A 15,892-nucleotide genomic window follows, 5' to 3' on the forward strand; every position below is an offset into this window, starting at 1 on the left:
CACACAAAGCGTCAAAATTCTCAGTAGTAAATTAGGAACCTGCAAAGAGTCAAGCAGGAATTTTTGAACTCAAAAATATGCTTGTAAGGGCTGGAGAAAGATGAAAAGGGAAGAGGTGAAAAATTTTCAACCTTTTCCCTTTAAACTTTAAAGAACCAAGTTAACAAGAGCAAACTACTAGTACCTGCTGGGATTTTTAGTTAAGTTTCGCAGTTTGACTTAACGCAATTATCTACTCAAATAGGAGAGACTATTATTGATTGACAGTAGCGGAAGTTTATTACTCTGCCGACTGTTATTAGATAGGGTTATGTTATAACCAGTCCTCAACTACGGTTATCTGGAATTACCGCATAAGCATCAATTTCAAACAACATACCGTCAAGTGCAAGTCTAGGAACGGGAATAAGAGTGTTTGCTGGTGGTTTATTCCCCCATAAATTTATAATTTCACGTCCTAACGGGATCAATTTATTTTGGTTGTGATCCACTATCAGAACAGTAGTTTTTGCGACATCTTGTGGTTGTGCCCCAACCGCTGCTAAGGCATAACGGAGGTTTTTAAAAGCCTGTATTAACTGCTTTTCAAAGTCATCTGAGACAAGATTACCTTGTAAATCGGAACCAAATTGACCAGAAATATAGACGGTTCTCGCCCTTGATGGTGTCACAGCTATATGACTATAGCCATTTTGGGGTGCATTATATAATGTTGGTGGGTTCACTAATTTCAACTCTTTGTTGTCTTTAGCGCTTACTTCCTTTTGTGTTGCCACCATCAAGGCGGTAGTTATTCCACTACCTCCAAGCCACAAAAGTGCATTTCGTCGCGAGAAGTTTGCTACTAATGAATTTACAGCACTGCTAATAGGTCTAGTCATTAAAGCTCCTTAAATGTGAGTTCTCTATTTTTGCTCATACTTAGTTTTATTATCTATCTAATCAAGCTAAAAAGCACTAATTAGCAAATTTATTCAGTGCAATCACATAAATAATAAGCCTGGATCGGTTTTAGTTCCTTTAGCTTTTGATATGGATACAGTTAAAACTTATACTAAATCAGGTTATTAACTCCCAAAAAGTGTATTAGGCGATCGCAGTGCGTGGTATTTTCGTAATAACTTCAGGGCGCAAGGCCTTGTGCCCCTACCGCGTGGTCTCACAAGAAGCTTATCCTACTTGTACTGTTAGCCATACGGAACTGTCTCACCGCATCGTCGGTAAGCAGTGCAGCTCACAAGAAGCTTATCCACTTGTACTGTTAGCCATACGAGAAGGTAGAAAGCCAGAGTAACATTCCTTTCGGCGTTTATTGTTTTGTTCGATGAGTTTTTCTAAACCTTGAAGTCGATATTGCAAGCCTCTTAAAACATTAATAGCTCGAAAGTCTTGAAAACTATTCACACCGAAATCTGTAAATGCCTTGGGATCTTGTTTGGTACCAATCACTGCCATAACGTTAACCTGAGCAAAGGTTGCCTCAACGCCAGGTAGGAAACTAGTGAGGTTCTCGCCTTGAACGATTCCTTTAATAGTTGGAATAGGCTGGTAGATGGCTCCTGGCATATTCGGAATAAAAGCCATGTATTGGTATTGAATCCAGGCAATAGCTGAGTGTTGTGGGCCAGCAGTAAAAATGACTTGTGTGAGTATATCAATCAACTGGTCGCGGTTGGTCAGACGGGGCGGCAAAGAAGCTATACCAAAACCTTGCTCGCTAATGGGTCTTTGTAAAGCTTGTATCCAATTTTGTAGTTCAAAATCCTCACGGATATCTCGGTTGGATTTGTAGTAAATTCCTACATATTGACTAACATATTCTTCTAAGGCTTTCCAGACTAGCAACCCGTCATCACGATAGGGAAAATCTCGCAATACAGAACGATCATCGACACCGCGCTGGCGTAAATTAGTAGGAAGAGCAAATTTGCTGAAATTGTTAAAAACCTCAGTAACTCCTTGATTTGCAAGGTTGCGTGAGCTTTCAAGAGTGCCTCCTAAAATGATATCTACCAATCCTCCAGGATTGATTAGTACCCGATCCGCAAGGGCATTGATTGCCATTGTGAACTCAAAATGGGGTTTTAGTAGCACATTCACGGGATGGCGAGTTGCTAGTTCACGAACAGTAGCTAGTGCAATTGGTTCTAAAACAAGATGGGTCTGCCCCAAGTGACGTACTAACTCATGGACATAAAAATCAGCCATCTGAGCAATCAGTTTAGCTAAAGTCCAGTCAACTCCATCCATTGGTGTACAAAGCAAGCTGATTCCGGGAACTTGTCCTAGTTGGATGGCAATAGGGATTAAGCGCGAATCCCTGCGACTGCGATCGCTATAATAAAGTGTAATTGGGGCAGTCAGAAATTGATTCTTTTTCGGAGTAATGGTATCACTATCAAGTAATGCATAATCGGTGACAAACAGATTGCCATTTTGAGTAGCACTTTTGAGAGTTTCTCTAACGTACCCTTTTTTATATACACTTCTAAGCACAGTTTGAAAAATCTCATCCGTTATTCCAAGTTTTTGAGTCAGGCTGTAATTGAGCGCCAAGACATTGGTTAGTTCCATTGGGTTGGGCCCAGAAAGCCGCTGTTGCGCGAATGTGGCATCGCTTTGAAAGTTCTTCTTGGCTACATCTGGTAAAGGCAGAATAGGAAAAACCGCAGTGTAGTCTTCTAGCTTGAGAAACAACTGAGGATTCTTGAGAAACGCCTGTTGATTCGCTGTCACTTTCTCTGCCAAAATTCCCCGATTACTGTTATATTCCTCAGAAAAAATCTCTTGGGCAGGTAAAGTTGCCACACGGACAGAAGCCGGTAGCCGTGATGCAATCTGATATTCTTGACGTGTTTGTTGTAGCTGCTGTTGACGCTCTTGCTGATATGTCAGTGAATCGTGTTGCGGTAAAGTTGGGATGTGCGGATTGACAGGAGGACTTGGCTTTGAAGGGTGAGTATCGCCTCTGACCAAGTTTTCCAAGCCAGGGGTACAGGCTAGACCTAATAGAGCTAGCATAGTACGGCGCGATAGGATGTATTTCTCTATTAATTGTTGGTGTCGTTGCTGTCGAGTCGGTAAGCGCATTACATTATCCTCCCCAAAAAACATACTTTTCACCAATAAAAATCATACGGTATCTATCGTTTTTTGTGTAAAACATGATACTTATCTTCAACTTATTAAAAAAGGAAAAAACTCTTGGGGAGCGTCGGGAAGAATGCGTGCAAGTTGATCGTGATGAGCCTACCGAAATTTTACCTTGAAGTGTCTAGCAACTGCGTAGGCGTAGCCCTTCTCTGCGAGAGGCTGCGCTCAGGAACCACCCGTCGTAGACATCGCCATACCTATCAGTAAGAATCTGCGCAAGTTTCTTTTACAGCCCTCAATATGATGTCTGCATAATTACTTATTAAACTAGTGAAATTTTATATAAGGATATCTAAGTTTCCCGGCTTAGATATCCACTAGCAACATAACCTACATTTAATAGATTGTTAACTCTATTCTAATTACTATTTTTTGTTTTTAAATGGTTCCTTGGGACAGTTATAAATTCATCCTTAAGTTAGATGTCAAAATTATATATATTATTTAAATTGATACACTTTGCAAAATTAATTAGGATTTTTGTTGTATAATACAACATTACTGGTTAATAATACCTTCTTAAAAAGTCATTAAATAAATTTTTTGATTTTTACCTTAAACTTTTATATTGAGACTAACTTCTCAAGCTGATTACCGATCGCAACCATAAACATAAGCTATGTGCAGGTGCGTTACACTAGTTAACGCACCCTAATTTCTAAGACAAGTTAGGAATACTAGACCTTTCTAAACTCGCTACTAATTTCACTCCAAACTCTTCCTCAAACACTCCTTTTTTATAATTTAAGCTCCAAAGTTCTAAGTCACAATCATCATCCAATTGAGTTGGGAAAATTAGCAAATTGACCTGATTAAGTTGTGAATAATACTCACATTGCACTTGAGCGATCGCACCAATTTGTCGTCTATCTAATGCGACTGCCAATCTTAAAATCGCACTTAATTGACTAACAATTTGTCGCTGTTGTTTAGTCAACAAACTCTGGTAGTTTTCATGTTTTTTCTTGGGCGGCGATTTGCGATGATAACGCGCTAAATTGGCAATAATTTCAATCTCGGTTTCTGTATAACCGAGTAATTCACCATTGCGAATTAAATAGTAAGAGTGCTTATGATGAGACGAATGGCTAATATAATGACCGCAATTGTGTAATATTGCCGCTGCCCAAAGCATTTGTCGCTCGTCAGTTCCCCAATGATGTAGACTACCTTGAGTTTGGTCAAATAAACTCTCGGCAAATTTTGCCACGCGATCGCTGTATTCTAAGTTGATGTGGTATTTATCCGCGAGTTTGAGAACATTCCGTTCCCGAACTGAACTTTGGTAGCGTAGCTTATCTTCAATTAAACCGTGGGTTAGCATCCAGTCTACAATTACGCCTTCTCTCAGAGAACGCTCACAAACTGTTACCGATTCACTGCCCAAAAGGGTCATTGCTTCCTGTAATATCACTGCGCCCGCGAGGATAACTTCAGGGCGCTTCTCTGGCATACCAGGAATCTCAGCCCTTTCGGAATTATTCAGTTTCCGTAAGCGATTTACCAACTCTTGCAAGTCTTTAAAACTAAATTGGTAGCCATTGAGAGTGGAAGGAATAACACCCGACTTTTCCCGTGCATGAATCATCGCCAGGGTTTCAATTGTGCCAGATGTACCCACCAAACGGGGAGATTCCCCAAGCTTTAGGTTGGCTAGGATCTCATCCACGGAACGTTCTAACATGCCCCGTGTATAAGATTCCAAGTAGTTAAACTCAGTGTTGCTGATGGGGTCAGTGGTGATTAACTCGCTAGTGAGTCGCACTGCACCAACTTTGGTACTGGTGAGAGTGCGGGCTTGGTGACTATCGCCTAAAATCAATTCTGTGGAACCACCGCCAATATCAATAATCATGTGGGGCTGGTTGTGAAATTCCATCCCCGATAGCACGCCAAGATAGATTCGCCGCGCTTCTTCTTGACCAGAAATCAAGTCAACGCTTAAACCCAACTCCGCTTCTATTTTGTGCAAAAAATCTTTACCATTCGGGGCTTCCCGCACAGCACTAGTTGCCACAGCGATGATTGTTTCAGCGTTGATAGTTTTGGCAACTTCTTGGAAGCGTCCTAAAGCAGCGATCGCCTTTTCAATTATCTCTGGCTTGAGTTCTCCAGTGGTAAGATTGCGATCGCCAAGCCTCACGGTTTCCTTTTCTTTAGCAATAATGCTGAAAGCTGGTAGTGTGGGGTCAATCTTGACTACTACCATGTGTAGAGAATTTGTTCCCAGGTCAATGGCAGCAATAATCCGATGTTGCTTAGATGGTTGAGTAGGAATACTCTCCCAGCTAGAAACTAAATTCAGCATCTAGTTTTCTCTCTTTATTAAGAAATGATGGCAAACGGTGATACGTCGGGGTAGCTAGCACTGATATTTATGACAACACACTTGCTCAGACTGAGTGCTGTTAGCGGTAGCAGGGCGTTGAGCCAGTGCTGAATATTGAGTAAATTAAAAAATACTCAGCATTCGCAACTCAGCTTGATCGAGGGTAACTGAGCTATGTATATTCACCCTACTATTTATAACCTGAGTGACTATTTAAAGATATTTAAAGTTGCCACTTTAGGTTATGTTTTTACAAATAACAAATAACGTTATTCTATAGATGTAAAGAAGTGTGAATTCATCTCTCTAAAGTTATTTGTTGATTTCTATGTTAACGACGCCAGAACGCCCCCAGTCACCAATTTGGCTTGTAATTATCCGGCTTTTACGCTGGCATAAACCAGAAGGGCGGTTAATTTTAATGATTCCTGCCCTTTGGGCTGTGTTTTTGGCAGCTTCAGGGAAACCCCCTTTACCTCTGGTTGGTGTGATTATATTGGGTACTCTGGCTACGAGTGCGGCTGGGTGTGTTGTCAACGATTTGTGGGATCGGGATATCGATCCAGAAGTGGAGAGAACACGCGATCGCCCCCTTGCTTCTCGCGCTTTATCTGTGAAAGTTGGGATTGTAGTCGCGATCGTCTCTTTAGTATGTGCAGCAGTTTTGGCCTTTTATCTTAATCCCCTGAGTTTCTGGTTATGTGTAGCAGCAGTGCCTGTAATTTTGCTTTATCCAGGTGCAAAGCGGGTGTTTCCTGTACCGCAACTAGTACTTTCCATCGCTTGGGGTTTTGGGGTCTTGATTAGTTGGAGTGCAGTAACACAAAGCATTTCTCAACCAACTTGGTTGCTTTGGGGCGCGACTGTATTGTGGACATTGGGATTTGATACAGTTTACGCCATGAGCGACAAGGAAGACGATCGCCGCATTGGTGTTAAATCCAGCGCCCTATTTTTTGGTAATTATGCCCCTCTAGCTATTGGAATTTTCTTTGCTGGCACAATCTTGTTATTGTCTTGGTTAGGCATAGTTATACATCTGCACTTAGCCTTCTGGATTAGCCTTGCAGTTGCTACTATCGGATGGGTTTGGCAGTCTCTGCGATTAAGAGACCAATACTTACCTAATTCTGCTTATGGTGAGATGTTCCGGCAAAATGTGTGGATTGGTTTTATTTTACTTGCTGGGATGATTGCTGGATCTTTATAAGGAGTAAATTGGATTTACCCCACCCTAACCCTCCCCTTGTAAAGGCTACGGTGTACACACAAGTCTTGCCGCAGCCATATCTTTGTTTATTAATGAATCTCGCACTGTGTTTTTATCCCGCCTCGGAATGAATTCCGAGTCTCATAGCCCAAGTCCACTGAAAGTGGACTGAATTAATTATTTAGTCCACTTTCAGTGGAGTTTCGCTATCAGCCCTGAACTTCAGTTCTGGGCGGGATATGGGTGGGCGTGACAGTTTCACTGTAGAGGATTTTTCGATTTGTGTGTACACCGTAGGGAGTTAGAGGGGGTCAGAAAGACTTGTGCGTACACTTTAGCCTCGCTCTTAGGTGCTTGGAGATGAGGTTCTTACTGAATTATGCGTTGAAAATTTACCATGCTATTTGATGCGTTTAAAAATCGTAAATCTCCTAAAATCGAATTCATCAAAACTAACCCAACCTGGCGCGTAGCGTGGGGAACAGTTGATGCAAACTATGAAGATATAGCTTGGCGAGATGAAAAAATTTCTGTAATTTTACCACACACAAATTCGGAATTGCCGACGGAGAAATTAGCAATCAGTTCTAGAGGACGATTTGTTGTTGTTGGTGATGTTTGGTTAACTAACCGAGTGCAATTGCTGCAAAAGTTGGGAATTGAACCGGATAGCTTTCAAGGAAGTTCTCTGCAACTGGTGGCCAATCTTTGGGAACGATGGGGTAATGAAAGTCTTAGCCAACTTGTGGGGGTGTTTGCGCTAGTGGTTTGGGATAGAGAGAAACAGGTGTTGAGATTGATTCGCGATCGCATCGGTGTTCGTACTCTCTATTACACTACCACTGGTTCAGTTCGTTGGATTGCGCCTCAGCTAAGAACTTTATCACCCCATCGTTCATCTGATTTAGATTTGGTGGCGTTGCGAGATTATCTTTGTTGTGCCTTTGTTCCTGGCGAACGAACCCTTTGGGAACAGGTGCGGGAACTGCGACCTGGAACCGTTTTAGAATTTCCTGACCACAAAGTTACAGCTTATTGGCAACTTCAAGAACAGATTGTAGCAATAGATCGATCCTTAGCATGGCATGGCGATCGCTTGCGAGAACTCCTAGAGCAAGTTGTTCAAGAATATTTACCACCAGTAAATGAACCCGTTGGCGTTTTTCTTTCTGGTGGTTTGGACTCTAGCAGTATCACTGCTTTAGTAGCAAAATTCCACAAAGCACCAGTCCACACCTTCTCGATTCATTTTGGTTCAGAATGTCCCAATGAGTTAGAATTTTCCAATCTCGTTGCATCCCATTGTCAAACGCAGCATCACATTTTAGAAATTACTTTTAAGGATATGTGGTCACGTTTGCCGGAAACAATGGCTTATTTAGATGACCCCATTGGCGACCCATTGACTGTTCCCAACCTTTTGCTGGGACGACTGGCGAGAGAAAGTGTAGAAGTAGTTTTGAATGGCGAAGGTGGCGACCCCTGTTTTGGCGGCCCAAAAAATCAGCCGATGCTAATTAATAGTTTATATGGCTCCGTTACCAATCAAGATGCATTGCAAGCTTATTTAATTTCCTTTCAAAAGTGTGCTGTTGATTTACCGCAACTTTTAAAACCAGAAGTTTGGACAGCAGTACAAACAGCGCCTTGGGTTTTTGCAGAAGATTTATATTCCCAAGCAAACTATCTGAATCGTTTGATGGCAATGAATATCAAATTTAAAGGCGCTGACCAAATTCTGACCAAAGTCAGTAACTTGACTCAAGCTGCTCTTTTGCAAGGTCGTTCTCCTTTATTTGACCAACGAATAGTAGACTTAAGCATGGAAATACCTCCAGAATATAAGCTTTCTGGAGTGGAAGAAAAAGCAGTTTTAAAGCAAGCGATCGCAGATATTTTACCAGACACAATTATTCATCGTCCCAAAAGTGGCATGATGGTACCGGTGCAGTTAGGATTTCGGAAATATTGGCAGCAAGAAGCCAGAGATTTATTGCTAAATCGGAATGCAGCTATCACTCCTTACTTAAACCAGTTGCCAATTCGTAATTGGTTAAACTATCAAGGCGATACTTGGAGTCGTTATGGAGTAAAGCTGTGGTTGCTTGCTAGTTTAGAAATTTGGTTACAAGTAAATCAAAAAGCACAGTAATGAAAGCAACAAAAGGATACGCCATTAATATTACTTATGTTAATTTTGAATTTGCAGTAAGCAACATGACTCTTGTTATATAAATATTTCCTGACTTATGTCAGCATTTTTTGTTTTATAAACCACTGAAAAAACGTATTTTCAAGTGATTGCCGATTTTTTGTTAATTTATTTTTGATTATTTACTGAGCTAATCTCCGTTTGCGGTGTAATCTCAATATACGGTAACTACTACACTCAACCTTTGAGATCAATTACACCCAGAGGTGAATACCATGAACAATTATGCTCAACAACAGGAATTTATTTTAAGTCAAATTACAAATAAATATTTTCAGCGTCGGGATTTCAGTGGATGTGACTTGAGGGGAATCGACCTGAAAGGAATTAATTTAAGTGGTATTAACTTTATCGGAGCAGATTTGCGTGATGCAAACTTATCTGGCTGTGTTCTGACTCGTGCTAATTTAAGTGGCGCAAATTTGATGCAAGCTAGCTTACGTGAAGCTAATTTGTACGAAGCATCTTTATGTGAAGCCAATTTGACTAATGCTGATTTAACAAGAGCAAATTTGTGCGGAACTTTCTTATGGCGGGTGAAATTCACAGGTAGTAATCTTTGGGGTGCTTCTTTATGTGATGTGGATTTGAGAGAAGCAGACTTAAGTGAAGCCAAATTAATTGAAGCATCACTGATTGAAGCTAACTTAAGTTTTGCAAATCTCACACGAGCAAAGCTATGTGGAGCAAAATTACTAGAAGCTAATTTGACTGAGGCTAACTTAACTAGTGCAGATTTGACATGGGCAAATTTAACTAAAGCAAACTTGAGTAAGGCAAACCTTTGGAAGACAAATTTGATTTATGCAAAGTTGCGAGATACTATTATGCCTGATGGCACAATTGAGCAACCTCAAATAGTTATTTATTAGTCATTTGTCATTTGTCATTTGTCATTTGTCATTTGTCAGGAGGGAAGAACTTTCTGTTTGCCCCTCTGCTTCTTTTCAATTCCCAATGCCCAATACTTCTCTACGAGAGGCTACGCCCGAAGCGAAGCTATGCCGCAGGCTTTACGACTACGCCCTTCTCCTGTCGGAGACGCTGTGCGAACGACTACGCGGTAGTTGAGCGTAGTCGAAACTCAGGACAAGCTCAGTACAAGTGCCCAATGCCCAATGTCTAAAATTCGCGTTGTGAAAAGATAAAAATAGCGATCGCTAACAACATGGCACTATAAAGTAAGCCATAACCAGCATTCATAATCAGTGCAGTGGTGTCAGGTAGTGCTTGCAGACCATAAACGCCATCATTTTTCAAATCTAATCGAGATAAATCTGGCAAGAAAAGAAACAAAGCTTGAGTTAGACGTTCCATACCAGGGTTACGACTAAGACGACCAAGTTGTACTAAATCTTGAGTAATATTTCCGATTAAATATACCGCAAAGGTTAAAACAGTCGCTAGCAGAGAAGCAGTAAAAACACCGAAGGTAATAGCCACGGCAGTAATTAATGACAACTGCAAAAATAAGAAAATTGCAGCAATTAGAATGCTTGCTGTTGGATGAGGAATATTACCAATTTGCAGAAATACCAGATAAATTGCTGTCATCGTGGCCACAAGCACAGCTAGGACTGCGGATAAACCCAAGTATTTGCCGACGATAATTTCGCTGCGACTAACAGGTTTAGCAATTAATACTAAAATAGTGCGTTTTTCAATTTCTTTATTAATTAGTCCCGTACCAATAAATATTGTAATAATTAACCCGATGGCATTCATCGCTGCCATCCCAAAGTCTAAAAACATTTTATCTTCAGTCGTAGCTGCAAATTCAGGAAGGACGCGGAAGGCAGTGGCGAGTACTAGCGCATAAAAACCAATAATATATAGGATGCGATCGCGTACCACTTCCTGAAACACATTCTTTGCTAATACAAAAATTCTGTTAATTGTCATTGGTCATTTGTCATTTGTCATTGGTCATTTGTCATTGGGAAGAGGCAGAGGGTAAAAAGGTAATTTTATTATTCTTCCCCCTGCTCCCCTGCTCCCCTGCCCCTCTGCTCCTCTGCCCCACTCCTCACTGCTGCGGAGGCGGTGAACCAGGAATTAATTTACTGGCGCGATCGCATTCAATTTCTGCAACTGTAATCTTATTCTCTGAATTAGTAGTTTCTGCAACTGGTTCAATGCGACAAGATTTTTTTAAGTAATAGCCCCGTGGGTTAGAACTCGGGCCTATCCAAATACTTAATAAATCTAATATATATCCAGACTTCGTATTAGCTACACGTGGTTCAACGCGCCATAATTCCTTCTCTTCATATTTACTCAGGTTCTTTTTAATGATTTCCCTACCCAGATTTCCTACCCGCTCTTTTGCATCTAGCAACCATTTCTCTACTTCTGACCAAGGTCTTTCAGCTATTTGCTCTACTACTATTGGTTGAAGTCTCTGGAGAATTACAACGCCGTTTCGGGGAATTTTCACTGCCTGTTCTGTTCTGACAATAAAGGTACTATTTTTAAAAGTATCTGCTTGCAAACTCGGATATTGTCGTAACCAATTATCCGTCACAAAGTGAAACTGAATCCAGCAACTTAGCAGCATACTACTAGCAACTAAAATTATGATTTTTTGGCGGTCTTGTGGCTTAGGAATGCGAGCTTTTGCGTCGGTGTCATTTCCTTCAATAAACTCTGGTATTGCCGTAATTAGTGCTGAAATTGTTGGCCAAAAAACGATTGTTCTTGGTGTAATTACATCTCGTTGATCTCCAAATGCAAAAACACTCACTAAGAATCCAGTGATTACTGCCCCAACTGGCATAAAAGTCCCAGGAACCCTCAAAGGATCTTCAGTTGTATACCAAGCTGTACCGGCAATTAAAAATAACCAACCGAAAAAGGCAATTATATCTTTGATATAACCTGTGGCAAAATATGAGAGTACCCAAGAGAAAACACTCATATAAATAAATGTCTGCCAAGAATAAGCTTTGGGTGGAACTAATAATTTTCTAATTCCTGCATAAAGCCCTTCAGCAAATTTAAAAACCCCAAAAACATCTTTTAGTAGCGTATTCATATTCCTCCGTACACCCGATTAATCAATATTTTCCATCTGAATTAAACAAGTAATTTCTTGTTATTTTGAGCGAAATAATAAAATAATAGTTATTGCAGTATAGCTTAGAGAATTTGCTATTAGTATAGTTGTAACTAAATTAGTATTTTGGAAATTAAGGGTGGTAAAACGACGCCTTTGCATCCGCTGGGATGTTTTAGGTTCCTCTTCTTTTTTCGCAAATGATTCATTTAATGAGAATAACAAAACCCTTAAAATAAAAAATTTCATCAAAAACGTAGCAAAAAAAATTATACAAGCAGTTAAAATAATTAAAGGTTGTGTGTTCGGTGATTTGAAATTATTAAAAAACATATAGTTAATTAATTCTGATTTCACCTGTATTGGCAACATTGGTTCGGAGATAAAAAACATGAGCCAACCAATTACACTGGAAAACAGATTGATAGAAATTGCATAAAAAGTACTGGTTTTTTTGTCAAATTTTAGTCGAGAATGTAAAACATAAGCTTCGATGGGGATAGCAATCAGTACAAATAAAAAGTCAAATAGAAATCCACCAATGGGAAAAATCCTGGGAAGCATCCAATTGTCAGGCATAAATGTTTACGGGTAAGGGTTAACTGTAGTGAGTATAACTGGGATAGTAAGGGTGATGGGGGAAATTATCCCATTGTTCTTGTCCTTTACTATGCGAGTGTGCCAGTATTCCTCTATTGGACTTCTTCCAGAAGTGGGGAAAAGGCTAAGGGCTAAGGGGTAAAGGGTAAAGGGTAAAGGGTAAAGGGTAAAGGTATGGAATTATTCCTTCCCCTTTAACCTTTAACCTTTCCCCAACTGGAAAGCAAAAGTTACTTGTGCTTTCTGGTCTATTGATATTGTTAATAGATCGAATTGACCCTTGTACAGACACGTTAGAGGGGCAGTTTCTCTAACTGAGAGTACAAGAGGTTAGGTAAGATTAAAGACTGCCATAGTTATAGCTTTTCGAGAGATGACAAGGAACGGTATTGGGATTAGGACGGCGCAAGTGCGTCAAGAACGGCTTATTGGTCAAATTCACGTCTACGATGGTCTGGGTAAAGGTAAATCTCAAGCGGCTTTGGGGGTGGTTTTGCGCTCCATTGGCTTGGGAATAAATACGCCTAGCAATTCTAATCGTGTTTTACTGCTGCGCTTTTTAAAAGGGCCAGAACGTGATTATGATGAAGATGGCGCGATCGCAGCTTTACAACGCGGGTTTCCCCATTTAATTGACCAGGTTCGCACCGGGAGAGCCGAATTTTTTGGCCCAGAGGAAATTACCACCTTTGACCGAGATGAAGCAATGCGGGGTTGGGATGTGGCCAAAGGTGCGATCGCTAGTGGTTTATATTCAGTTGTCGTCTTAGATGAAATTAACCCAGTTCTGGATTTGGGTTTGCTACCAGTGGATGAAGTCGTAAAGACATTAAAATCCAAACCCCAAGAGTTGGAAATCATCGCTACCGGACGCGCTGCACCCCAAAAGTTGCTCGATATTGCAGATTTGCACTCAGAAATGAAACCTCATCACCACCCAACAGCCAAAGCCCTCTTCCTGGAAGGGATTGAAATTTATACTGGTGCTGGTAAAGGTAAATCTACTAGTGCTTTGGGCAAAGCCTTACAGGCCATTGGTAGGGGAATTAATCATCCAGGGTCTACTCGTGTATTGATTATGCAGTGGCTTAAAGGTGGTAGCGGCTACACAGAAGACGCAGCGATCGCCGCTTTGCAGCAGTCATATCCAGAAGTGGTGGATCATCAGCGTTGCGGTGGAGATGCGATCGTCTGGCGAAACTCCCGACAAGAATTAGATTATGTAGAAGCCGAACGAGGTTGGGAAATTGCAAAAGTTGCGATCGCCTCTGGATTGTATAAAACTATTATTCTTGATGAACTTAATCCCACCGTTGACTTAGAACTACTCCCCGTTGAACCCATTGTCCAAGCTTTACTCCGCAAACCCCGCGACACCGAAATTATTATCACTGGCCGTTGCCAAAATCCACCTGCATACTTCGACTTGGCTAGCGTCCACTCAGAGGTTTATTGCCACAAACACTATGCTAATCAAGGTGTAGAACTTAAACGAGGTGTAGATTTTTAACCTGAGTATGAGGGGGAATTAGCGAAGCTTAAATCTGAAACTGATGTGATTGCTCTTGCGGAATGTATCAATATTCATCCTGCTATTGTTGTAGGTCGGCTGCAACACGATCATCTAATTGATCAGTCTTGGATGAATGCTTTAAAAGTGAGCTTGCATTTTCAAGGCATAGAATAAGCAGACGAAAGTCCATATATTGAAAATAGGATAGAAATATGTGAAGTTTGGCATACTAGCGGGAATTTGTACTTTCGGGTAGTAGAATATTTTGCACAAAGCGATCGCGTCCTGCTGCCTTTGCTTTATACAACGCCCGATCCGCTGCGGCAATCATTTCTTCTAAGTCAGAATCTGGCTGAGGAATTTCTGTCGTAAACCCAACACTAATAGTTACATAAGAACTAACTTGGGAATTTTGATGAGGAATTGCTAGTGTTCGCACAGTATGACAAATTTTTTTGGCAACATGAATCGCCCCGTCAATGTCTGTGTTAGGTAAAATTACAGCAAATTCTTCCCCACCATAACGGGCAACTAAATCTCCGGGACGTTTAATAATATCTTTGATAGCTTGAGCAATTTTCTGAAGGCAGCGATCGCCTACCCGATGACCATAGGTATCATTATATAATTTGAAAAAATCAACATCGCAAAGAATCAAGGAAAGCGGACGTTGCTCGCGTTTTAGGCGGTGCCACTCTTGGGAAAAATACTCTTCAAAGCGTCGGCGATTCGCTATTTGAGTTAATCCATCGATAGTAACTAATCGCTGCAATTCCAGATTTACGGCTTCCAGTTTTTGCTGTAACTGAGATTGCTGAATCAAGCGTTTTACCCGTTGTCGCAAAACTGGCCAATGAATCGGTTTGGTCACAAAATCCATTGCTCCCACTGCAAATGCACGGTCAACTGACTCTTGATCTTCAAGTCCTGTAATCATTAAAATTGGAGTGTGCTTATTACAGTCCAGAAGCTCCAACTGAGTGCAACACTCGAATCCATCCATATCCGGCATTATGGCATCAAGGAGTACTATATCAGGGTGCAGTTGCTTAAAAACATTTATTGCCTCTATGCCATTTTGAGCTTCCGCTATTTGATAGCCTTCCTGCTCCAAGAAATGCCGCAATATCAGGCGAATAAAAGGTTCATCATCAACAATTAAAACTAAACATTGGCTTTCTTGAGCAGTGGCTTTCATGGTGCTTCCTTCGCAAGTTCTTTTTCTAAGGCAGTTTTAACTTGTTCATATTCCTGATACAGTAGTGAAAGTAATTCTAAATTGTTTTCTAAGTTACTGCTGTGTGCCTGTACTTCTAACACCTTGCAAAGCTGCGCCAAGGCGATCGCTCCAATAGAAGCAGTGCTGGACTTGAGTTTGTGCGCTGTCTGCCATATAGTCTGGATATCCTGAGTTGCGATCGCTGTGCTGATATGTTGCACTAGTCTAGCTGTCTCTGTAAGATAACACTCAATGAGTTCAGCAAATGCCACACGATCTCCTCTAAGTATAAGCTGTAAAGATGGGAGGATTTTGGCACTTTTTAATGTCTGTTTTTGCCCTGATTGTAAGAGATTTGACGAAGGTTGCAATTCTCGGTGCATCACTTCCTCTTGTTGTTTGATGGAAGTGAATTCAGAATTTCTTTGGGGTGGACATTTGCTGAGTGCCTGAGCTAACTCTTGCAGTTGAATGGGTTTGCTAATGTAGTCATCCATACCAGCAGCAAGACAAACTTGGCGATCGCCCAATGGCGCAATAGGGATTCAGCCGGGATACGCCCAATACGGTTCAGTTAAGGCTAAAACTCTGTTAATCAAAG

At 41.0% G+C, this 15,892-nt stretch carries 12 protein-coding genes; 4 read left to right on the forward strand and 8 right to left on the reverse strand.

Features of this window, described 5'->3' with window-relative positions:
* Positions 1–326: 326 nt before the first annotated feature.
* The 3 genes from RMX69_RS12805 to RMX69_RS12815 all read right to left on the reverse strand — a co-directional run bounded on the left by RMX69_RS12805 (position 327) and on the right by RMX69_RS12815 (position 5,461).
* Positions 327–881 (reverse strand): RidA family protein, encoded by a 555-nt coding sequence (locus RMX69_RS12805; RefSeq protein ID WP_289798234.1) that lies wholly within the window; start codon positions 879–881, stop codon positions 327–329.
* A 364-nt stretch (positions 882–1,245) separates the two neighbouring features.
* Positions 1,246–3,090, reverse strand: coding sequence for a lipoxygenase family protein (locus RMX69_RS12810; protein ID WP_322637673.1), 1,845 nt, complete (start codon positions 3,088–3,090; stop codon positions 1,246–1,248).
* A gap of 721 nt (positions 3,091–3,811) precedes the next feature.
* Positions 3,812–5,461 (reverse strand): Ppx/GppA phosphatase family protein, encoded by a 1,650-nt coding sequence (locus RMX69_RS12815; protein WP_322637674.1) that lies wholly within the window; start codon positions 5,459–5,461, stop codon positions 3,812–3,814.
* A gap of 349 nt (positions 5,462–5,810) precedes the next feature.
* On the opposite strand from RMX69_RS12815, the gene RMX69_RS12820 reads away from it, so the two are divergent.
* The 3 genes from RMX69_RS12820 (at position 5,811) to RMX69_RS12830 (ending at position 9,776) form a co-directional block, all read left to right on the forward strand.
* Complete coding sequence (locus tag RMX69_RS12820; RefSeq protein ID WP_289798237.1) at positions 5,811–6,692, forward strand: 4-hydroxybenzoate solanesyltransferase; 882 nt, start codon at positions 5,811–5,813, stop codon at positions 6,690–6,692.
* Positions 6,693–7,089: 397 nt separating this feature from the next.
* Entirely contained in the window at positions 7,090–8,844 is a 1,755-nt protein-coding gene (locus RMX69_RS12825; RefSeq protein WP_322637675.1) for an asparagine synthetase B family protein, read from the forward strand.
* A 275-nt stretch (positions 8,845–9,119) separates the two neighbouring features.
* Positions 9,120–9,776 (forward strand): pentapeptide repeat-containing protein, encoded by a 657-nt coding sequence (locus RMX69_RS12830; RefSeq protein ID WP_289798239.1) that lies wholly within the window; start codon positions 9,120–9,122, stop codon positions 9,774–9,776.
* A gap of 250 nt (positions 9,777–10,026) precedes the next feature.
* Here the strand turns inward: RMX69_RS12830 and RMX69_RS12835 are convergent, their stop codons facing one another.
* From RMX69_RS12835 to fraC, 3 genes are all read right to left on the reverse strand, one after another.
* Complete coding sequence (locus tag RMX69_RS12835) at positions 10,027–10,806, reverse strand: ABC transporter permease (RefSeq protein ID WP_322637676.1); 780 nt, start codon at positions 10,804–10,806, stop codon at positions 10,027–10,029.
* Between the two features lie 124 nt (positions 10,807–10,930).
* A complete protein-coding gene (gene fraD / locus RMX69_RS12840; protein WP_289798241.1) occupies positions 10,931–11,938 on the reverse strand; it encodes a septal junction protein FraD in 1,008 nt (335 codons plus the stop codon).
* Positions 11,939–11,998: 60 nt separating this feature from the next.
* Positions 11,999–12,538, reverse strand: coding sequence for a filament integrity protein FraC (fraC, locus tag RMX69_RS12845; RefSeq protein WP_289798242.1), 540 nt, complete (start codon positions 12,536–12,538; stop codon positions 11,999–12,001).
* A gap of 394 nt (positions 12,539–12,932) precedes the next feature.
* On the opposite strand from fraC, the gene RMX69_RS12850 reads away from it, so the two are divergent.
* On the forward strand, positions 12,933–14,069 hold the full coding sequence (locus RMX69_RS12850) for a cob(I)yrinic acid a,c-diamide adenosyltransferase (RefSeq protein WP_069068662.1): 1,137 nt from the start codon (positions 12,933–12,935) through the stop codon (positions 14,067–14,069).
* 232 nt (positions 14,070–14,301) lie between these two features.
* Here the strand turns inward: RMX69_RS12850 and RMX69_RS12855 are convergent, their stop codons facing one another.
* Together RMX69_RS12855 and RMX69_RS12860 are read right to left on the reverse strand one after the other, a co-directional pair.
* Positions 14,302–15,270, reverse strand: a complete 969-nt coding sequence (locus tag RMX69_RS12855) for a PleD family two-component system response regulator (protein ID WP_322637677.1) — start codon at positions 15,268–15,270, stop codon at positions 14,302–14,304.
* Positions 15,267–15,821: an Hpt domain-containing protein gene (locus RMX69_RS12860; protein WP_322637678.1), complete on the reverse strand. Its 555-nt coding sequence runs from the start codon at positions 15,819–15,821 to the stop codon at positions 15,267–15,269. The genes RMX69_RS12855 and RMX69_RS12860 overlap by 4 nt, the downstream gene beginning before the upstream one ends.
* Between the last annotated feature and the right edge of the window lie 71 nt (positions 15,822–15,892).

It is taken from the genome of Nostoc sp. EspVER01, from assembly GCF_034530635.1.
GTDB lineage: Bacteria > Cyanobacteriota > Cyanobacteriia > Cyanobacteriales > Nostocaceae > Nostoc.